Source organism: Rhodococcus sp. NPDC003318 (assembly GCF_042879035.1).
Lineage (GTDB): Bacteria > Actinomycetota > Actinomycetes > Mycobacteriales > Mycobacteriaceae > Rhodococcus_G.
The window spans coordinates 463,318-483,726 of the sequence record NZ_JBIAOU010000001.1; the positions used below are offsets into that span (position 1 = coordinate 463,318).

Genomic DNA, 20,409 nt, shown 5'->3' on the forward strand with positions numbered 1-20,409 from the left:
ACGAAGGGTGAGTCTGCGTTCACATAGTGGTGACGGATGTGCACTTAACGATCATCAATGTGCAATTAACGAACACAGCAGCAAGAAGCCCAAGACGGTGGGCGGAGGTCAGGGGCGACCGACACCACCTACAAACCCGGAGGTAGGACGCGATGAACACCACGGAAGGCAGCGACCTCGGCGACAGCAGTGACGTCGTGGACGGCAGTGCCGTCGTCGACTGCGATGTCGTCATCGTCGGTGCAGGCCCGGTCGGGCTCATGCTCGCCAACATCCTCGGCATGTACGGCAGGTCGGTCACCGTGCTCGAGGCTCTCGACGACCTGATCGACTACCCCCGTGGCGTCGGCCTCGACGACGAGTCGTTCCGCACCATCCAGACCGTCGGCCTGGTCGACAGCGTCCGCCCCCACACCAGCCCGCAGCACATCATGCGGCTGGTCAACGGCGCCGGAAAGGTCATCCTCGTCAACAACCCGCAGACCGACGAGTTCGGCTGGGAGCGCAAGCACGCGTTCATCCAGCCCGAGGTCGACCGGGCGCTCTACAACGGGCTCTCCCGCTTCGACGGCGTCCAGGTGCTGTTCGACCACCGCGTGGAGCAGGTCGACGAGGACGCGAACTCCGTCACCGCGGTCGCCCGGACCGCCGCCGCCGACGGCACGGTGACCGAACGCCGGTTCCGCGCTCAGTTCCTCGTCGGATGCGAGGGCGGCAAGTCCCCGACCCGCAAGCGTCTCGGCGTCACCTTCGAGGGCGAATCCCCCTCCACCCGTTGGCTTGTCGTCGACGTGAACAACGACCCGCTCGGCACCCCCAACGTCTTCCTCGGCGCCGACCCGAAGCGCCCGTACGTCTCCATCGGCCTTCCGCATGCGGTGCGACGCTGGGAGTTCATGCTGCACGACGGCGAGACCGAGGAACAGGTTACCGACCCGGCCTTCGTCAACAACCTTCTCGCGGACCATGTTCCGGACCCGTCGTCGCTCGATTTCATCCGCCGCCGCGTCTTCACCCACCACGGGCGCGTCGCCTCCCACTTCCGCAGGGGCAGGCAGATCGTCGCCGGCGACGCCGCGCACCTGATGCCGGTGTGGATGGGCCAGGGCTGGAACTCGGGCATGCGAGACGCGACGAACCTGGGTTGGAAGCTCGCGTCGGTGCTGTCCGGCCAGGCGGACGCGGCCCTGCTCGACACGTTCACCGACGAGCGCAAGGACCACGCGAGGGCGATGGTCGACCTCTCGCTCACGTTCGGCAAGTTCATCAAGATCACCAACCCGATCGCCGCCGCCGCCCGTGACGCCGCGTCCACGGCGCTCAACCTGTTCCCACAGGTCAAGAGCTACTTCGCCGACATGCGCTTCAAGCCGATGCCGCGCTACACCCGCGGTGTCCTCGCCGACCCCACCACGCAGGCCTCGGGTCGCGCCGGGGCCACCCTCACCAGCCGCCTGATCCCGGTCCGCACCGCCAACAGCAAGGTCTCCCCCGTCGGCGTCCAGTTCCCCCAGCCGCGGGTGAACGCCCTCACCGGTGACAACCTCCTGCTCGACGACGCCATCGGCAACTGGTGGTCGGTGATCGTGTGGGGCAACGACCCGACCGACATGCTCCCCCAGGCCTCCCTCGACAAGCTCGCCGCGCTCGGCGCGCGCCTCGTCGCGGTGGTCCCCGAAACCCAGCGCGAGTGGGCGACCGACGGCATGGACCCGCGGGTTCTCGTGCTCGGCGACCACACCGGACGGCTCAAGAAGTGGTTCGACGACAGGCCGACGCCGATCGTGTTCCTGCGGCCGGACCGGTTCGTCGCCGGAGCCTGCCTCGCGCAGCACGCCCCCGCCACCCTCGACGCCATTCTCGCCGCGATGCACTTCACCGGACGTACCGTGGAAGCCGTTGCAGCGCAGGACGACCACGAACCCGCCGCCGTCTGACTCGCAGGAGACCTCCATGAACACCACCGTCGCGATTCCCGACTACACCACCGACGCGTTCTTCGGCCTCGAGGACAAGTGGTTGCAGACCGCCGACGGCGAGCTGACCCACTACCACGACCTCGGCGAGGGCACCCCGATCCTGTTCCTCCACGGTTCCGGCACCGGCGTCACCGCCGCCGCCAACTGGTGGTTGAACCTGCCCGCCCTCTCCCGGCAGGGCCGCTGCATCGCCATCGACTCCATCGGCTACGGCCAGAGCGTCGTCGCCGACGGCACCGCCTACGGCATCAAGGAATGGGTTCGCCATGCCGTCCGCGTCCTCGATGCCCTCGGCATCGAGAAGACCTGGATCGTCGGCAACTCCCTCGGCGGCTGGCTGGCCTTCCAGTTCGCGATCGACTTCCCCGAACGACTCCTCGGCATCGTGTCGATGGGCACCGGCGGTGCGAAGCTGACCGGCGCACTCGCCGGCCACTCGAACCCGACCCTGACCGAGGCCGGCATCCGCACGACCCTCGAGATGTTCGTCGTCGACAAGTCCCTCGTCACCGACGAGCTCGTGTCGCTGCGCTACCGGTCCGCGCTCAACGACACCGCCTCGGACCGACTCGCCGACGTCGTGGCGGCCCGTGACCGGGACCGCTACGAACTGCCCCTGGACTTCGAGGTGCTCGCCCGCCTCGACATCCCGGTCCTGCTGATCCACGGCACCCAGGACGTCGTGATCCCCGTCTCCCGCACCTGGGACCTGCTGAACGTGATCCCGCACGGCGACGCCCACATCTTCAGCCAGTGCGGACACTGGTCGCAGGTCGAGCGGGCCGAGGAGTTCAACGCGGTCATCGCCGACTACCTCGGTCGCCACGGCGTCACCTCCGGAAAGTAGGCACCGCGATGCCTCAGGCCCTGCTGTGCATGTCCCACAGTCCGCTGCTCGACCACGCCGACCCTGCACCCGAGGTCCGCGCCGCCGTCGACGAGTCGTTCGCACGCGCACGGGCGTTCGTTCACGGGTTCGACCCGGACCTGGTCGTCAACTTCGGCCCGGACCACTTCAACGGGTTCTTCTACGACCTGATGCCGCCGTTCTGCCTCGGCTACCGGGCGCACGGCACCGGAGACTACGACTCCTTCGCCGGTGACCTCGACGTCCCCGCCGCCGTCGCCGAGGACCTCGCACAGTTCGTGATCGACCGGGGCATCGACCTCGCCATCTCCCGCCGGATGGAGGTCGACCACGGCGCCGTCCAGCCGATGGAGATCCTCTACGACGGCAACGTCGCCGCCAGGCCGGTGCTGCCGGTGTTCGTCAATTCGGTTGCGCGCCCGTTCGTTCCGGTCTCGCGCGTGCGGGCTTTCGGGCAGGCTGTGGGCGAGTACTTCGCCGGTCTCGACACGCGGGTGCTGTTCATCGGCTCCGGCGGCCTTTCGCACGACCCGCCGGTGCCGCAGTTCGCCACGGCCACCGACGCGCAACGCGAATTCCTCACCGCCGGGCGCAATCCCACGCCGGAGGCCCGGGCGGCGCGCCAGGCCAACACGATCGACACGGCCCGCAGGTTCGCCGCCGGCGAAGCCGACATCATGGACCTGAACCCCGAGTGGGACCGCGACTTCCTCGACGTCTGCCGCTCCGGCCGCGTCGAGGACTTCGACGCCTACACCGCCGACGACATGGACGCCGCCGCCGGACACTCCTCCCACGAGGTCCGCACCTGGGTCGCCGCGTACTCCGCGCTGCGCGCCTGCGGCGAGTACGACGTCACCTACGAGTTCTACGAGCCCATCCGGGAATACATCGCCGGCTTCGCCGTCACCACCGCGGTGCTGCGCTAGTTTCTGCGAGCGCGCTGGCTCTTGCGGGCCGCCCACGCGGTGCGGGTGCCACGGACCGTGAGGTCGTCGCGTCGGACCAGGGAATCGGGGCCCTCCTCCGCCAACAGGCGGTCGAGGGCCTCGAGGTCGTCGGCAGCGAGCTTGTCCGCGAGGAAGTCACGGGTGCGGCCCAGCCAGTGCCGGGCGTATCGCCGGGTGGCGTCCGGCGCTGGATGGCCACCGGTCGGGAAGACACGCACCTCCGCCACGTCGAAACCCGCGCGGTCGAGGTGTTCCCTCCAGTCCGGGTGGGCGTTCCAGTTCTCCCGCTCCAGGATCGCGTGGCAGCGCGATTCCAGTCCGGGCCTGCCGAATCCGATGTCGTCGGGCAGGAAGCGCGGGAAGGAGTCCATCTCGACGACCGCGAGGACGCCACCCGGATTCAGCGCGGCGTGGACGTCGCGCAGCAGCCGGTCCGGGTCCGCGGCCTCGTGCAGGAACAGTGCCGCCCACACGACATCGAGAGCGCCGACCTCCGGCCAGGCCTCGTCGAGGTCGGCGTGCACCGTGCGCAGTCGGCCGCCCGCGCCGGCACCCGAGGCCGCGGCCCGGACGCGGGCGAGCATCGGCGCCGAGCGGTCGATCGCGACGATGTCCGCGGCACCGAACCGCCGGGCCAGGGCGAGGGTGCCCGTACCGGTGCCCGCGCCGACGTCGGCGACCGTCCGCGGCTCGGCGGGCACATGCGTGGCCACCCACGCCGTCACCTCGTCGAGGAACGGGCCGAGCGCCTCCGCGTCGAGGTCGAGCAGGGCGGCGTGGTCGCCCTCGCCTGCGGCGTGGTGGTGGTGGGAGTGGTGCTGATGCATGACGTCACCGTAACGCCGCCTTGCCTCGATGGCACTAGGTCTTGCTTGATTGGCAAGAACCGATCAGCCGCTGGTGAGCCGGACCACCTCGTCGTCGGTGAGTGTGGTGCGCGGCACCCGGTTGGCCTCGCGAGCGAGCGTGACGGCCCGGTACAGCGGCCGCTCGTCGAGACCCGCGCCGCGCGCCTCCGCACGCAACTGCCCGATCAGCGCCTCCGACATCGCAACCGCCGGCGCCAACTCCCCCGAGACCAGGCCGTCGGCGAGGGAACGCAGCGGCAACACGTCGAGCTCGCGTCCCCCGTCGGTCGTGTACAGCGCCAGGGGGACGGTGACCGAGCGGTCGCCGTCCGCGAGCTTGAGCGCCACCTGGGACACCCGGCCGCTGCGCACCAGCAGCTCCGCGCTCACGGCGCGCGCGGCATCCACCGTGACCGCCCGCACTCCGGAATGCGCGTGGATGACGGTGCCGTCCATCCAGATCCGCCTCCGCGCCGCGAGCAACGCCGACAGTGCCGTCGGCGCGGCGATCACCGCACCGACCACCAGTGCCACCGTCGCGGACGCGAACAGCGCGACGATCACACCGACCACCACGCCGAGCGCGATCGCACCGAACGCCAGTCGGCGCAGGCGGGGCGCGATCAGGTGCGCCGGAACCAGATCCAGGTCGACGGAGCCGGCGTCACCGCCCGGCAAGGACCGCACCCACCTCCGCGACAACGGATTCCAGCGGCACCTGACGCTGATCGCCGGTCGACAGGTCCTTGAGTCCGATCACGCCGTCCGTGATGTCCCGTTCGCCGAGCACCAGCGCGACCTGCGCACCGGACCGGTCCGCGGCCTTCATCGCGCCCTTGACACCGCGACCCCCGTACGCCAGGTCGACCCGCACCCCCGCGGCACGCAGCTGCGCGGCGATCACGACGAGCCTGCCCTTCGCCTCGTCACCGAGGGGCACCCCGAACACCTCGCACCGCGCCGGTGTCGACGCCGCCTTGCCCTCGGCTTCGAGGGCGAGGATGGTGCGGTCCACACCGAGGCCGAACCCGATGCCCGACAACGGTTGTCCGCCGAGCTGCGCCATCAGGCCGTCGTACCGGCCGCCACCGCCGATCCCGGACTGCGCACCGAGGCCGTCGTGGACGAACTCGAAGGTCGTCTTCGTGTAGTAGTCCAGGCCGCGCACCATCCGCGGATTGACCGTGTACGGGATGCCGAGGGCGTCCAGGTGCGCGAGCACCTCGTCGAAGTGCGCCTTCGCCTCCTGCGACAGGTGGTCGAGCATCAGCGGTGCACCCGCGGTCATCTCCTTGACGTGCGGACGCTTGTCGTCGAGCACGCGCAGCGGGTTGATCTCCGCGCGGCGCCTGGTGTCCTCGTCGAGGTCGAGACCGAACAGGAACTCCTGCAACAACTCCCGGTACTGCGGCCGGCAGGTGTCGTCGCCGAGCGAGGTGATCTCGAGGCGGAAACCCTCGAGCCCGAGCCCGCGGAAGCCGGCGTCGGCGATCGCGATCACCTCGGCGTCGAGCGCCGGGTCGTCGACGCCGATCGCCTCGACACCGACCTGCTGGAGCTGACGGTAGCGACCGGCCTGCGGACGCTCGTAGCGGAAGAACGGGCCCGAGTAGCTCAGCTTCACCGGCAACTGGCCGCGGTCGAGTCCGTGCTCGATCACCGCGCGCATCACACCGGCGGTGCCCTCCGGACGCAGCGTCACCGAACGGTCACCGCGGTCGGCGAAGGTGTACATCTCCTTGCTGACCACGTCGGTGGACTCGCCGACACCGCGCGCGAACAGGCCGGTGTCCTCGAAGATCGGCAACTCGATGTGGCCGTACCCGGCGAGGCGGGCGGCGCGGGTCAGACCGTCCCGCACGGCGACGAACTCCGCCGACGCCGGCGGCACATAGTCGGGGACGCCCTTCGGGGCGGTGAAAGAGGTGTTGCTGGGCTTGCTCACGTCTCTACTTTTCCTTACCGCGGTCCGGACAGTCCAACCAGAAACGGATTGGACACCCGCTCCTGCCCGATCGACGTCGCGCCGCCGTGCCCCGGGAGCACCGCCGTCGCGTCGTCGAGAACCAGCAACTTGGCCGCGATCGACGCGAGCAGCTGGTCGTGGTCGCCGCCCGGCAGGTCGCTGCGCCCGATCGACCCCGCGAACAGGGTGTCCCCGGTCAGAGCGATCGGCACCGCACCCTGATCGGTGTCCGCGGTGGTCCGCAGCACCACCGACCCCTGCGTGTGGCCGGGGGTGTGGTCGACGGTGACCGTGATCCCCGCGAGCGTGAGGACGTCGCCGTCGGCCAGCTCGATCACCTGCGCCGGCTCCCGGAACTCGGCGTCGCCGATCATCGCCGACAACGCCGGACCGGTCCCCCGCAAGGGATCCGACAGCATGTAGCGATCGTCGGGGTGGATGTAGGCAGGGATGCCGAACTTCTCGCAGACCGGTTCCACCGACCAGGTGTGGTCGAGGTGGCCGTGGGTCAGCAGCACCGCGGCGGGGGTCAGTGACTGCTTGTCGAGGAACTCGACGAGCGGCTCCACTGCGTTCTGACCGGGGTCGACGACGAGGCACTCGCTCGCGCCGTCCTGGGCGAGGATGTAGCAGTTCGTCTGGAAGGCGCCGGCCGGGAATCCGGTGACGAGCACGGCAATCGCTCCTGTGTCGGTGATGGTGGGTGGGTCCAGTGGACAGCCTATGCGCACCACCGTGAAGTAATTTCACAGGTACGGGTGGCAGACTCGACCACCGACATTCGCATGTGGGACCGGAGGTATGCAGCAGTGCCAAGCAATGAGCAGCGTCGCCAGGCCGCGAAACGCAAGCTGGAGCGACAGCTCGAACGCCGCGCCGAACGGGCACGCAAGCGCAAGCAGATGACGATCGGCGCCTCCGTGTTCGGCGTCGTCCTCGTCGTCGCGGCGGGTGCGGTCGTCTACTCCCTCACCGCCTCCGACGAGGGCTCCGACGCGTCCGCCCAGGCATCGGAGACCGAGGACACCGCGGCGGCGACCATGCCGACGGCCCGCGCGCAGACACTGCCCGCCACCGTCGACTGCAGCTACGTACCCGACGGCTCCACCCCGGCCAAGGCCGCCACCCTGCCGAACGCCACCGCCGTGTCCGCCGAGGGCACCGTCACCATTGACCTCGCCACCAGCGCGGGCCCCATCGGCCTCGCGCTGGACCGCGCCGAGTCGCCGTGCACGGTGAACAGCTTCGTCAGCCTGACGACCCAGGGCTACTTCAACGACACCCCGTGCCACCGGCTGAGCACCACCGGACTGATGATCCTGCAGTGCGGCGACCCGACCGGGCAGGGCACCGGCGGCCCCGGCTACGGCTTCGACAACGAGTTCCCCACCGACCAGTACGACGCGGCCGACCCGGCCGCGAGCGAAGCCGTCACCTACCCGCGCGGCACCGTCGCGATGGCCAACACCGGCCAGCCCGGCAGCAACGGCAGCCAGTTCTTCCTCGTCTACGACGACTCGCCGCTGCCCCCGCAGTACACCGTCTTCGGCACCATCTCCGAGGACGGCCTGGCCACGATCGAACAGATCGCGGCGGCCGGCGACGACGGCTCCATGGCCGCCGGCGGAGGCAAGCCCAACACCCCCGTCCAGATCCGGACCGCTACCGTGGCCGCATGATGCGCACCCCCGTGATCCGCACCCTCCTCGCGGCTGCAGGCGTCGGTCTGGCCCTGGTCGCCACCGCGTGTTCCTCGGACACCGACGACTCGTCGTCGAGCACCTGGACGACGCCGGGCGGCGCAGCGGAGACCGTCGATTCGTCGGCGTTCCCGGCACTGCCCGCACCGCTCCCCGCCACGGCGCCGACGACCACCTGCTCGTACCCGGCGAGCGGGACGGCCAGTCGCCCCGTGACGCCGCCGCCGGCCACCGACGTCGCCGCCACCGGCACCGCTGCCGTGACCATGACGACCTCGCAGGGGCCGATCGGCCTGACGCTCGATCGGGCGCAGTCACCCTGCACCGTGAACAGCTTCGTCAGCCTGGCGACGCAGGGCTACTACAACGACACACCGTGTCATCGCCTCAGTACCAGTGGCCTGTACATCCTGCAGTGCGGTGACCCCTCCGGCACCGGCACCGGCGGCCCCGGATACGGCTACGACACCGAGTACCCCCTGACGGCGTACGCATCCGGTGACCCCGCGTCCACGCAGCCCGTCGTGTACCCGCGTGGCACCATCGCGATGGCCAACACCGGCCGTCCGGGCAGCAACGGCAGCCAGTTCTTCCTCGTCTACGACGACTCGCCACTGCCGCCGCAGTACACCGTCTTCGGCACCGTCTCCGACGAGGGCCTGGCCACGATCGAGAAGGTCGCCGCCGCCGGCGACGACGGCTCGATGGCCGCCGGCGGCGGCAAGCCCAACACGCCGATTCGGATCGAAACCGTCACCGTGGGCTAGCGCCCTGTGGTGCACTTTCGGAGGGCGGAACCTCCGAAAGTGCACCACAGCGGCTACGCCGCAGAGGTCAGCCGGTAGACGTCGTAGACGCCCTCGACGTTGCGGACCACGTTCAGTACGTGACCCAGATGCTTGGGGTCGCCCATCTCGAAGGTGAAGCGGCTGATCGCGACCCGGTCGCCGGACGTGGTGACCGACGCGGACAGGATGTTCACCTTCTCGTCCGCGAGTGCTTTCGTCACGTCCGAGAGCAGCCGGTGCCGGTCGAGGGCCTCGATCTGGATGGCCACCAGGAACACCGAGGACGCGGACGGCGCCCACTCGACGTCGATGATCCGCTCGGACTGCCCCCGCAGGGACGTCGCGTTGGTGCAGTCCGTCCGGTGCACGCTGACGGCGCCGCCGCGGGTGACGAAGCCCATGATCTCGTCGCCGGGCACCGGGGTGCAGCACTTCGCGAGCTTCGCGACGGTGCCCTCGGCGCCGGGCACGAGCACACCGGAGTCGGTGCCGCGCCGCGGTCGCATCGGCATCGTCGACGGCGTGGACCGCTCGGCCAGCTCGTTCTCCACGTCACCGACACCACCGAGGTGCGCGACGAGCCGTTGCACGACGTGGTGGGCCGAGACGTTGTGTTCGCCGACCGCGGTGTAGAGAGCGGAGACGTCGGCGTAGCGCAGCTCGTGCGCGATCGCCGTCATCGACTCTGCGTTCATCAGGCGCTGCAGCGGCAGTCCGCCGCGGCGCACCTCCTTGGCGATCGCGTCCTTGCCCGCTTCGAGGGCCTCCTCGCGACGCTCCTTGGCGAACCACTGCCGGATCTTCGCCTTCGCGCGGGGTGAGACGACGAACGACTGCCAGTCGCGGCTCGGTCCGGCGTTCGCGGCCTTGGACGTGAACACCTCCACGACCTCGCCGTTCTCCAGCGTCCGTTCGAGCGCGACGAGGCGGCCGTTGACCCGTGCACCGATGCAGCGATGCCCGACCTCGGTGTGCACGGCGTACGCGAAGTCGACGGGCGTCGACCCGGCGGGCAGCGTGATCACGTCGCCCTTCGGGGTGAAGACGAAGATCTCCTTGACCGCGAGGTCGTAGCGCAGCGACTCGAGGAACTCACCGGGGTCGGCGGCCTCCCGCTGCCAGTCGAGCAGCTGCCGCATCCACGCCATGTCGTCGACCTCGGCGGTGTCCGACCCGTGCTTGCCCTTGGTCTCCTTGTACCGCCAGTGCGCGGCGATGCCGAACTCCGCGGTCCTGTGCATGTCCCGGGTCCGGATCTGCACCTCGAGGGGTTTGCCCTCGGGACCGATCACCGTGGTGTGCAGCGACTGGTACACCCCGTACCGCGGCTGGGCGATGTAGTCCTTGAACCGGCCGGCCATCGGCTGCCAGAGCGAGTGCACCACACCGACCGCTGCGTAACAGTCACGGATCTCGTCACAGAGGATCCGCACGCCGACCAGGTCGTGGATGTCGTCGAAGTCGCGGCCCTTGACGATCATCTTCTGGTAGATCGACCAGTAGTGCTTGGGCCTGCCCTCGACGGTCGCGCTGATCCGCGACGAGTACAGCGTCGCGGAGATCTCGGCCCGCACCTTCGCCAGGTAGGTGTCGCGCGACGGTGCCCGGTCCGCGACGAGTCGCACGATCTCCTCGTACTTCTTCGGGTGCAGGATCGCGAACGACAGGTCCTCGAGTTCCCACTTGACGGTCGCCATGCCCAGCCGATGGGCAAGTGGCGCAATAACTTCCAGGGTTTCGCGGGCCTTGCGCGCCTGCTTCTCCGGGGGCAGGAACCGCATGGTGCGCATGTTGTGCAACCGGTCCGCGACCTTGATCACCAGCACCCGGGGATCGCGGGCCATCGCGATGATCATCTTGCGGATGGTCTCCGCCTCGGCGGCGTGGCCGAGGACGACCTTGTCCAGCTTGGTGACGCCGTCGACGAGGTGCGCGACCTCCTCTCCGAAGTCGTCGGTCAGCTGCTCGAGCGAATACCCGGTGTCCTCGACGGTGTCGTGCAGCAGCGCCGCCACCAGCGTCGTGGTGTCCATCCCGAGTTCCGCGAGGATCGTCGCGACGGCGAGCGGATGCGTGATGTACGGGTCACCGGACTTGCGCTTCTGGTGCGCGTGCCGCTCCTCGGCGACGTCGTACGCGCGCTGCAGCGTCGCCAGGTTCGCCTTCGGGTACAGCTCGCGGTGGATCGCGACGAGCGGTTCGAGGACCGGCTTGATCTGTGCGTTCCGCGTCGCGGTGATGCGACGTGCGAGCCGGGCGCGGACCCGCCGCGACGCCGACGTGGGGACCGCGGGAGTGGACGCGTCGTTCGGCGCTGCTCCTCCGGAACCGGACCTGTCGAGGTTCTGCGTCATATCCGTCACCTCCCACCGAAGCGAACACTCACCCGTGACAACTTTAGTCCTCAGACCTTCAGCAGCGAGGTCAGCGGGTGGGCGGGCAGCCGCTCGCGACCGCGGAGGGCCTCGATCTCGAGTACCACCGCGATCCGGAGCACATGCGCACCCGCCGCCTCGAGGAGTTCGGCGGCCGCACCGAGTGTGCCGCCGGTGGCGAGCACGTCGTCGATGACCAGCACCCGACGGCCCTGCAGATCGATCCCGTCCGCGGGGATCTCGAGGGTCGCGGTGCCGTACTCGAGCGAGTACGAGCGTCCGAGCACCGGCGGGGGCAGCTTGCCCGCCTTGCGGACCGCCAGCACACCCGCGTTCATCGCGCGTGCGACCCCGGCACCGAGCAGGAAGCCGCGTGCGTCGATGCCCGCGATCAGGTCCGCGTCGCCACCGACCGACACCAGCGCGTCGACGACGTCGCGGAACGCGTCGGCGTTCGCGAAGACCGGGGTGAGGTCGGCGAAGCGCACCCCCGACGTCGGGAAGTCGTCGGCCCAGCGGATCAGGCGGGCGACGTCGGCGGACGCCAGGTCGAGCGGCGGTGTTCTGTCGGTGCTCACCGGAGAAGTATCCACCGGTCCATGTTCCATCCCGCACCCGCGGCCGTCGCGTTCGCCACCGCGGCGTGCATGCCGTCGCCGATCGAGGTCGTGCGGGGCGCGCTGAACAGCGGGATGGACGGCATCTCGGACCACAGGATGGTCTCCGCCTCCGTGGTCAGGTTCAGCCTGCTCCCGTCGGAGGTGTCGACAGCCAACTGCTCCGCGATCTCGGTGACCCGACCGTTGCGGTAGTCACCGATGTTCGTCCCGTCCCCGATGGCGAGCGAGTACGCGGGCGGCACAACGGAATCCGACCCGGCTGCGCCCTGCGCGGAGCCGCTGCCGCCGAGCACCGCGTCCACCTGACCGGCGCCGAGGGCACCGACCGTGAACGAGGGCGTACCCGCGTCCTGGACGGTGATGCCCGCCGGCGCACAGGCGTTCGCGATCGCCGCGACGATCTCGGCGCGACGCGGGTCCGGGGCGAGGTAAGCGACCCGCACCGTGATCGCGCCCTGGCCGGACGCGGCGAGAGCGCTGCGCGCCGTATCGACGTTCGGCTGCAGGTACCGGTTCCCGACCACCCCCGCGGCGGTCGGGTAGATCAGCATGTCCGGCTGCGCGATCCGCGAATTGAGCACGCCGGAACCGAGGCCCGACTCGGTGTCGAAGTCCGGGTGGCCGTAGTCGTCGAACAACTCCTGTCGCGGGATGCAGGACGCAAAGGCGCGGCGTGCGTCCGCGGTCGCGAACATCCCACCGGTGGCGAGCACCAGTTGTTCGCTGCTGCGGGACGGCTGGGTGACCGTGGAGAACCCGTCACCGGGTGCCAGCCCCTCCACGGCACCGGAACCCACGTCGATCACGTCCAGGTCCCCCGCGGCGAGGCGTGCGGGCAGGTCGGAGTTCTTCGGCCACACCACGATCCGGTCGGTGCCCGGCTTGTTGCCCCACCAGCGGTCGTTCGCGACGAGGACCAGCCCACCCTCGTCGGTGACCGAATCGAGCCGGTACGGCCCCGCCGACGGGAACAGCGCCGGATCCGCCTGTCCCGGACCGAGATTCCAGCCGGTGTTCCAGAACTCGGCGAGCCGGCCGACCGCCTCGGTGTCACCCGACCGGACGATGCCGACGACGTCGGGGACACCTGCGACCCGGCCGGCGACGTGCGACGGCATCAGCTCGGTGGCGCCGAACAGCCCGCGCCACTCCGCGAACGCGCGCCCAGGCGCGAACACCACCGTCGCGTCCTTGCCTCCCGGCTGGCAGTCGACCCGTTCGATGTCCGAGTAGCCGGCCCGGCTCGTGGCCCGGAACTCGGGGAACCGGCCACTGCCCGCCGCCCACGCCAGCACCACGTCGTCACACGTGACGGGGACCCCGTCGGACCAGACGGCGTCCGGGTTGAGGCGGTAGGCGACCGTCAGGGAGTCGCCGGGAACCGTGGTCGCCGTTCCGACATCCCCGTCGGACAACGCGGTGCCCTCGGGACCGATGTAGCTGAGTCCCGGCAGCACCCGGACGAAGGCCTGCCTCGCCCCGCTCGCGGCCCCGTCGACCGTGTTGGCGTTGTACGACGCGACGACGTTGTCGATCGCGTACCCGATCGACGGGACCTGGTCCTCCTCGTGGGTGGAACAGGCGGCAGCGGTGGCGATCAGTGCGAGTGCGGCAGCTGCGGCCCCGATCCGTCTGCTGATTGCCTCGCCTGTCCGCATCACTACTGCCTCTTCTTGTTTCGCTTTCCGGTCGGCCGGGCACCCGGCTTCGGCGCCTCGCCCGGGCGGCGCGGCGTGGTCGTCGCGGTCGCCGCCACCGAGCCTGCCAGTGCGCCGCTGGAAACCGAACCCGACCCGCCGGACCGCTCCGCCCGTCGCGCGAGCACCTTCGAGGTGTGCGCGGCGACCGGTCCCCACCGCTCCTTGATCGACACCAACAGCGGCGTGGCGAAGAAGATGGACGAGAACGCGCCGACCACGATGCCGACCAGCTGCACGACCGCGAGGTCCTTGAGCGTGCCGACACCGAGCAGTCCGACCGCGACGACGAGCAGGCCGACCACCGGCAGCACACTGATCACGGTGGTGTTGATCGACCTCATCAACGTCTGGTTGACGGCGAGGTTCGCCTGCTCCCCGTAGGTGCGGCGGGTGGTGTGCAGGACGCCGCGGGTGTTCTCCTCGACCTTGTCGAACACGACGACCGTGTCGTACAGCGAGAACCCCAGGATCGTCAGCAGGCCGATCACCGTCGCCGGGGTGACCTCGAGCCCGATCAGCGAGTACACACCCGCGGTGACGATCATGTCGAAGAACAGCGCGACGATCGCCGCGAACGCCATGTCCCGTTCGAACCGGATCGCGATGTAGACGCTCACGATCACCAGGAAGACGACGAGGGCGATCAGTGCCTTCTGGGTGATCTGACTGCCCCACGTCTCACTGACGTCGGCGACGCTGATCGCGTTCTTGCTCGGCACACCGTCCTGGTCCTCGGGCTGGAAGGCGTCGAACAGCGCGTCCTGGACGACGACGACCTCGCGTGCGTCGAGCGCCTCGGACCGGATCTGGATGGTCGCGCTGGCGCCGGAGCCCACGGTCTGCACCGAGACCGGCGCCTCGCCGAGCGCGTCGCTGTAGACCTGCTCGACCTGCTCGGTCGTCGCGCCGGTCGACGCGGGGAACTGGATGCGGGTGCCACCCTCGAAGTCGATGCCGAGGGAGAAGCCCCGGAACACCATGCTCGCGATCGAGATCAGCACGACGACGGCGACGACGGTGTAGTACGTGCGCCGCTTGCCGACGACGTCGAAGGCGCCGGTGCCGGTGTACAGCCGCGAGAGCAGGCTGTGCTTGGGGAGCGCACCCTGGTCGACAGCGTTGTCCGCCGGATCTGCGGTGCCGGTGTCGCGATCGGGTGCGTCGGATTCCGTTGGTTTCGTCATGCTCAGGACTCCTTCGCCTTCGCCGCGGCTGCCGCCGTCTTGCGTTCCCTGGCCACCTGGGCGACGGCGCCGAGGCCGTTCACGCTCGGCTTCGACCAGAACGCCGATTTCGATGCGAGGTGCACCAGCGGATGGGTCACCAGGAACACGACGACCACGTCGAGGATGGTCGTCAGGCCGAGGGTGAACGCGAAGCCGCGCACCTGGCCGACCGCGAGCACGTACAGCACGGCCGCGGCGATGAAACTCACCGCGTTACCGGACAGGATGGTCCGGCGGGCCCTGGCCCAACCGCGCGGGACGGCGGAGCGGAAGCTACGGCCCTCGCGCATCTCGTCCTTGATGCGTTCGAAGTAGACGACGAACGAGTCGGCGGTCATGCCGATACCGATGATCAGACCGGCAATACCCGCCAGGTCGAGGGTGAACCCGATGTACCGGCCGAGCAGCACCATGATCGCGTAGACCAGGACACCGGACAGCACCAACGACAACGCCGTCAGGATGCCGAGCATCCGGTAGTAGATCAGGCAGTACAGCAGCACCAGCGCCAGACCGATCGCACCCGCGATCAGACCCGCCTGCAGGGACGCCAAACCGAGCGTCGCGGAGACCGTTTCCGCCTCCGACGCCTCGAACGAGAGCGGCAGCGAACCGTACTTGAGGGTGTTCGCGAGCTCCTTGGCCGTCACCGCCGTGAAGTTGCCCGTGATCGACGTGGCGCTGCCCGCCGGGGTCGCGCCCTGGATCACCGGGGCGCTCACGACCTTCGAGTCCAGGGTGAACGCCGCCTGCTGACCGATGTTGGCGGAGGTGAACTGCGCCCAGGTGTTGCTGGCGTCCGACTTGAACGTCAGGCTCACCTCGTGGCGGGCCTGCTGCGAGTTGAACATCGACGTCGCGTCCGCGATCTCCTGCCCGTCGATGATGCTCGGGCCGAGCAGGTACACGGTGGTGCCGTCGGTCGAGCAGGCGACCAACGGCAGGGTGGGATCGTCGTTGCCCTGCAGCGGATCGGAGGCATTGCAGTCCAGAGTGGCCATCGCCTGCTGCTGCACCGCCGGGTCGGTGCTCTGCCGGGTAGCCCTCGCGGCCGCGATCTCGGCGGCCGCCTCGTCGCCGGTGGTGGCGTCGGCGGCCGGCTGACCGTCGTCGGGAGCTTCGGTCGCCGGTGCATCGGTGGTCGGCGCGTCGGTGGTCGGTGCCTGGGCCGGGAACGGACGGTTCTGCGCTGCCGGGGCTTCCGTGGTCGGCGCCGGGGTGGGTGTGGTGGCCGCCGGCGTCTGCCCCGTCTGGGCCTGCGCGTTCGCGGCCTGCGACCCGGTGACGGGCCGGATGTACAGCCGGGCCGTCTGGCCGAGTGTACGGGCCTGCGCGCTGTCGTCACCGGGGACGGTGATCACCAGGTTGTCGCCGTCGATGACGACCTCGGAGCCGGACACTCCGAGGCCGTTGACGCGGGTCTCGATGATCTCCTGCGCACGACGGAGGCTGTCCTGGCTCGGCCGGCTGCCGTCCGGGGTCCGCGCGGTCAGCGTGACCCGGGTCCCACCCTGCAGGTCGATACCGAGCTTCGGAGTCGGGGACTTGTCCCCCGTGAAGAAGACGAGCGCATACAGTGCGGCGACGATCAGCCCGAAGATCACGAGCGAACGCGCAGGCCTGACGGCTCCGCTGGGTGATGCCACGATCCGTAGTTCTCCTAGTACCTGTGTCGTGCAGCCGCGGTACGAGCACCACACTGCAGCCCCGCACACCACCGCTGCCGAGCGACGACGCTCGGCAGCAGGCGCGGGATCAGTTCAATCCTTGTCCCGGCTCATTCCTTGTCGAGGCGGCGCTGCGTCTGTTCGGGGGTCTCCTCGGCCGGTCCGGCCGCGGTGTCGGTGCCGTCGAGATCGGTGTCGGTCTCGACGAGGTCGGTGTCGTCCTCGTCGAGATCGGTGTCGTCGGCGACCCGTTCGCGGATCACCAGACGCGACCACGTGGTCACGACGCCGGGTGCGATCTCGAGATCCACGGTCGACTCGCCGAGGCCGGCCACGGTGGCATGCAGACCCGCCGTGGTCATGACCCGGTCACCGACCTGGAGCGAATCCTGCACCTCGGTGGTCTTCGCCATTTCCTTCTTCTGGCGGCGGATGCCGAGGAACATCGGCACCAGCAGGGCGAGAATCAGGAGCGGGAACAGCAATTCCATCGTTGAAGTCAGTCCTCGGGGTTCGTCCGTGTCACCGGTCCCGTGCGGACCGCTGCAGTACACCAGTGTGCCATCACTCCCACAGCGCCTGCTGCGGTTCGTTGACGCGTACATCTATTCCGCCCGTCGCCGCGTCCGGCGGCGGCGTCAGACCGAGCTGTTCCCAGGCGGCCGCGGTCGCGACCCGGCCGCGGGGCGTGCGGGCGATCATCCCCGCCCGCACGAGGAACGGCTCACACACCTCCTCCACGGTGCCCGGCTCCTCCCCCACCGCGACGGCGAGGGTCGACACCCCGACCGGTCCGCCGCCGAAGCTGCGGACCAGCGCGCTGAGGACCGCCCGGTCGAGCCGGTCGAGTCCGAGCTGGTCGACGTCGTACACCGCCAGTGCGGCCCGCGCGACGTCCCGGGTGATGACGCCGTCCGCACGCACGTCCGCGAAGTCCCGGACCCGACGAAGCAGCCGGTTCGCGATACGGGGGGTCCCTCGGGACCGCCCGGCGATCTCCGCGCTCGCCTCGTCGCCCAGCGTGACGCCGAGAATCCCCGCCGACCGCAACAGGATTCGCTGCAGTTCCGGCGGATCGTAGAAGTCCATGTGCGCAGTGAACCCGAAGCGGTCACGCAGCGGACCGGTCAGCGACCCGGACCGGGTGGTGGCACCGACAAGGGTGAACGGCGCGACCTCGAGCGGGATGGACGTGGCGCCGGGACCCTTGCCGACGACGACGTCGACGCGGAAGTCCTCCATCGCCAGGTACAGCATCTCCTCGGCCGGGCGGGCGATCCGGTGGATCTCGTCGATGAACAGCACGTCGCCCTCGACGAGGTTGCTCAGCATCGCCGCCAGGTCACCGGCCCGCTCCAGGGCAGGTCCCGACGTCAGCCGCAGCGACGTGCCGAGCTCGGTGGCGATGATCATCGCCATCGACGTCTTGCCCAGCCCGGGAGGGCCGGAGAGCAGGATGTGGTCGGGAGTGCCGCCGCGCTTCTTCGCGCCGGCCAGGACCAGCTGCAGTTGTTCCCGGACCCGCGGCTGGCCGATGAAGTCGTCCAGCGAGGTCGGCCGCAGGCTGGCCTCGACGTCACCGTCGCCGGTGAGCATCTGCGCCGAGACCTGCGACTCCGCGGGATCGACGGCGTCGCCGTGCTCGGTCACCGGCTCTTACCCAGGAGGGCGAGCGCCGACCGCAGTGCGCGGGAGGTGTCCGCGTCCGGATCCGCGGCGAGGACCGAGTCGGTCGCCGGCTCTGCCTGCTTGAGGGGGAACCCGAGACCGACCAGCGCCTCGACGATCTGGTCGCGGATCGGTCCCGCGGCGGCCGCGGCGGCCGGGGATCCCGGTGCGGCGGGGACCGCCTCGACCTTGTCGCGCAACTCCACGACCATCCGCTCGGCACCTCGTTTGCCGATACCTGGGACCCGGGTCAGGGCGGACACGTTCCCCTCGGCGAGCGCCTTGCGCAGCGCCTCCGGCTCCAGGACCGCGAGGATCGCCATCGCGAGACGCGGCCCGACACCGGAGACGGTCTGCAGCAGGCCGAACAGGTCACGCGATTCGCTGTCGTGGAAGCCGTAGAGCGTCATCGATTCCTCGCGGACGATCATCGCGGTGACGAGTCGCACGTCGGCTCCACGCTGCAGTGTCGCGAGGGTGGCCGGCGTCGCGTTCAGCTTGTAGCCGACGCCCGCGGCCTCGAGCACCACGTGGTCGAGCGCGATCTCGAGCACCTCGCCACGGACCGACGCGATCATTGCGAACCTGCCTTCTTCAACCTGGATCTGTTCAGTTCCGCGAGACGCGCCTCGTACCGCCGCTTCTGGTCCGCGGCTGCGGCCTCGGCACGTGCCATCCGCTCGATCATCGGCGCCCGCCAACAGTGGCAGATGGCCAGTGCGAGCGCATCGGCGGCGTCCGCAGGCCGCGGCGCCTGCTGCAGGCCGAGGATGCGGGTCACCATCGCGGTGACCTGTGCCTTGTCGGCGCGACCGTTTCCGGTGACGGCGGCCTTGACCTCCGACGGGGTGTGGAATCGGACGGGCACGCCCCGCTGCCCCGCGGCCAGCGCGACGACACCACCCGCCTGGGCGGTCCCCATCGCGGTCGAGACCTGATGCTGGGCGAAGACGCGCTCGATCGCCACCACTTCCGGGCTGTGCACGTCGATCCAGTGGCAGGCCGCGTCGTAGACGGAGTTCAGGCGCATCGCCAACTCCATGTCCGCAGGCGTGCGCACCACGTCGACGTCGAGCGCGGTCACCTGCCGCCCGCGCCCGGACTCGACCAGCGCGATACCGCACCGCGTCAGTCCGGGGTCGACACCCATCACACGCACGCGCCCACCTCTCCGAGCAGCCGATGCCGCTTGTACGAACAGCTGTTCGAGAGTATAGGCGCGTGCGGTGACATCGTCGGAGACCAACACGCGGTCGCCCGAGCGTGAACGATCAGGCGTCGAGTTCCGCCAGGACGTCGTCGGAGACGTCGACGTTGGTGTACACGTTCTGCACGTCGTCCGAATCCTCGAGCGCGTCGACCAGCTTGAACACCTTGCGGGCTCCGTCGACGTCGACGGGGACCTCGACGGAGGCGCGGAAGTCCGGGTCGGCGGAGTCGTAGTCGATGCCCGCGTCGACGAGCGCGGTACGGACCGCGATCAGGTCACCCGCCTCGGAGACGATCTCGAACTGCTCGCCCAGGTCGTTGATCTCCTCGGCGCCGGCCTCGAGCACGACCTCGAGGATCTCGTCCTCGCTGCGGCCGGCCTTGTCCAGCACGACGACACCCTTGCGGCTGAACAGGTACGACACCGAACCTGGATCGGCCATGTTGCCGCCGTTGCGGGTCATCGCGGTGCGCACCTCGCCCGCGGCGCGGTTGCGGTTGTCGGTGAGGCACTCGATCAGCACGGCGACGCCGTTGGGGCCGTACCCCTCGTACATGATCGTCTGCCAGTCTGCGCCGCCCGCCTCCTCACCGGCACCGCGCTTGCGCGCCCGCTCGATGTTGTCGTTGGGAACGGAGGTCTTCTTCGCCTTCTGGATGGCGTCGTACAGCGTCGGGTTTCCGGCCGGGTCACCACCGCCGGTTCGCGCGGCCACCTCGATGTTCTTGATCAGCTTCGCGAAGGCCTTGCCGCGCTTGGCGTCGATCGCGGCCTTCTTGTGCTTGGTGGTGGCCCATTTGGAATGGCCGCTCATGCGTGGTTCCCTCTTCCGTGTCTGCCTGTC

At 69.7% G+C, this 20,409-nt stretch carries 19 protein-coding genes; 5 read left to right on the top strand and 14 right to left on the bottom strand.

Translation table 11 applies throughout. The features are described from left to right. Positions 1-152: 152 nt before the first annotated feature. From ACFYVR_RS02055 to ACFYVR_RS02065, 3 genes are read left to right on the top strand one after another with little or no spacing between them, the layout of a single operon-like run. A complete protein-coding gene (locus ACFYVR_RS02055; protein ID WP_387469081.1) occupies positions 153-1,937 on the top strand; it encodes a bifunctional 3-(3-hydroxy-phenyl)propionate/3-hydroxycinnamic acid hydroxylase in 1,785 nt (594 codons plus the stop codon). Between the two features lie 16 nt (positions 1,938-1,953). Further along, a complete protein-coding gene (locus ACFYVR_RS02060) occupies positions 1,954-2,826 on the top strand; it encodes an alpha/beta fold hydrolase (protein WP_387469083.1) in 873 nt (290 codons plus the stop codon). 8 nt (positions 2,827-2,834) lie between these two features. Further along, a complete protein-coding gene (locus ACFYVR_RS02065) occupies positions 2,835-3,776 on the top strand; it encodes a 3-carboxyethylcatechol 2,3-dioxygenase (RefSeq protein ID WP_387469085.1) in 942 nt (313 codons plus the stop codon). Here ACFYVR_RS02065 and ACFYVR_RS02070 read toward each other — a convergent pair. The 4 genes from ACFYVR_RS02070 to ACFYVR_RS02085 form a co-directional block, all read right to left on the bottom strand. Continuing rightward, on the bottom strand, positions 3,773-4,624 hold the full coding sequence (locus ACFYVR_RS02070; protein WP_387469087.1) for a class I SAM-dependent methyltransferase: 852 nt from the start codon (positions 4,622-4,624) through the stop codon (positions 3,773-3,775). The two genes, ACFYVR_RS02065 and ACFYVR_RS02070, sit on opposite strands and share 4 nt — an antisense overlap. Positions 4,625-4,687: 63 nt before the next feature. Then, the gene (locus ACFYVR_RS02075) at positions 4,688-5,332 is read right to left on the bottom strand and encodes a hypothetical protein (protein WP_387469088.1); all 645 of its coding nucleotides are present in this window, start codon (positions 5,330-5,332) and stop codon (positions 4,688-4,690) included. Next, entirely contained in the window at positions 5,310-6,590 is a 1,281-nt protein-coding gene (hisS, locus tag ACFYVR_RS02080) for a histidine--tRNA ligase (RefSeq protein WP_387469091.1), read from the bottom strand. The genes ACFYVR_RS02075 and hisS overlap by 23 nt, the downstream gene beginning before the upstream one ends. A 14-nt stretch (positions 6,591-6,604) precedes the next feature. Next, a complete protein-coding gene (locus ACFYVR_RS02085) occupies positions 6,605-7,285 on the bottom strand; it encodes an MBL fold metallo-hydrolase (RefSeq protein ID WP_387469093.1) in 681 nt (226 codons plus the stop codon). Positions 7,286-7,420: 135 nt separating this feature from the next. Between ACFYVR_RS02085 and ACFYVR_RS02090 the strand changes: the two genes are divergently transcribed. Together ACFYVR_RS02090 and ACFYVR_RS02095 are read left to right on the top strand one after the other, a co-directional pair. Then, positions 7,421-8,290, top strand: coding sequence for a peptidylprolyl isomerase (locus ACFYVR_RS02090; protein ID WP_387469095.1), 870 nt, complete (start codon positions 7,421-7,423; stop codon positions 8,288-8,290). 11 nt (positions 8,291-8,301) lie between these two features. Further along, entirely contained in the window at positions 8,302-9,078 is a 777-nt protein-coding gene (locus ACFYVR_RS02095) for a peptidylprolyl isomerase (RefSeq protein ID WP_387470284.1), read from the top strand. 53 nt (positions 9,079-9,131) lie between these two features. On the opposite strand, the gene ACFYVR_RS02100 is transcribed toward ACFYVR_RS02095, so the two are convergent. The 10 genes from ACFYVR_RS02100 to ACFYVR_RS02145 form a co-directional block, all read right to left on the bottom strand. Next, entirely contained in the window at positions 9,132-11,453 is a 2,322-nt protein-coding gene (locus ACFYVR_RS02100; protein WP_387469098.1) for a RelA/SpoT family protein, read from the bottom strand. 50 nt (positions 11,454-11,503) lie between these two features. Beyond that, positions 11,504-12,082, bottom strand: a complete 579-nt coding sequence (locus ACFYVR_RS02105; RefSeq protein ID WP_387469100.1) for an adenine phosphoribosyltransferase — start codon at positions 12,080-12,082, stop codon at positions 11,504-11,506. Further along, complete coding sequence (locus ACFYVR_RS02110; protein WP_387469102.1) at positions 12,049-13,752, bottom strand: ABC transporter substrate-binding protein; 1,704 nt, start codon at positions 13,750-13,752, stop codon at positions 12,049-12,051. The genes ACFYVR_RS02105 and ACFYVR_RS02110 overlap by 34 nt, the downstream gene beginning before the upstream one ends. A gap of 2 nt (positions 13,753-13,754) precedes the next feature. After that, the gene (gene secF / locus ACFYVR_RS02115) at positions 13,755-14,978 is read right to left on the bottom strand and encodes a protein translocase subunit SecF (RefSeq protein ID WP_387469104.1); all 1,224 of its coding nucleotides are present in this window, start codon (positions 14,976-14,978) and stop codon (positions 13,755-13,757) included. Positions 14,979-14,980: 2 nt separating this feature from the next. Then, entirely contained in the window at positions 14,981-16,666 is a 1,686-nt protein-coding gene (gene secD, locus ACFYVR_RS02120) for a protein translocase subunit SecD (protein WP_387469107.1), read from the bottom strand. A 131-nt stretch (positions 16,667-16,797) separates the two neighbouring features. Beyond that, positions 16,798-17,178: a preprotein translocase subunit YajC gene (yajC, locus tag ACFYVR_RS02125; RefSeq protein WP_387469110.1), complete on the bottom strand. Its 381-nt coding sequence runs from the start codon at positions 17,176-17,178 to the stop codon at positions 16,798-16,800. 73 nt (positions 17,179-17,251) lie between these two features. Continuing rightward, the gene (ruvB, locus tag ACFYVR_RS02130; RefSeq protein WP_387470286.1) at positions 17,252-18,283 is read right to left on the bottom strand and encodes a Holliday junction branch migration DNA helicase RuvB; all 1,032 of its coding nucleotides are present in this window, start codon (positions 18,281-18,283) and stop codon (positions 17,252-17,254) included. Between the two features lie 50 nt (positions 18,284-18,333). After that, positions 18,334-18,933 carry a Holliday junction branch migration protein RuvA gene (gene ruvA, locus ACFYVR_RS02135; protein WP_387469112.1) on the bottom strand — a complete coding sequence of 200 codons (600 nt, stop codon included), beginning with the start codon at positions 18,931-18,933 and terminating at the stop codon, positions 18,334-18,336. Beyond that, the gene (ruvC, locus tag ACFYVR_RS02140; protein WP_387469114.1) at positions 18,930-19,514 is read right to left on the bottom strand and encodes a crossover junction endodeoxyribonuclease RuvC; all 585 of its coding nucleotides are present in this window, start codon (positions 19,512-19,514) and stop codon (positions 18,930-18,932) included. The genes ruvA and ruvC overlap by 4 nt, the downstream gene beginning before the upstream one ends. Before the next feature lie 112 nt (positions 19,515-19,626). Further along, positions 19,627-20,379, bottom strand: coding sequence for a YebC/PmpR family DNA-binding transcriptional regulator (locus ACFYVR_RS02145; RefSeq protein WP_387469116.1), 753 nt, complete (start codon positions 20,377-20,379; stop codon positions 19,627-19,629). Positions 20,380-20,409: the final 30 nt, after the last annotated feature.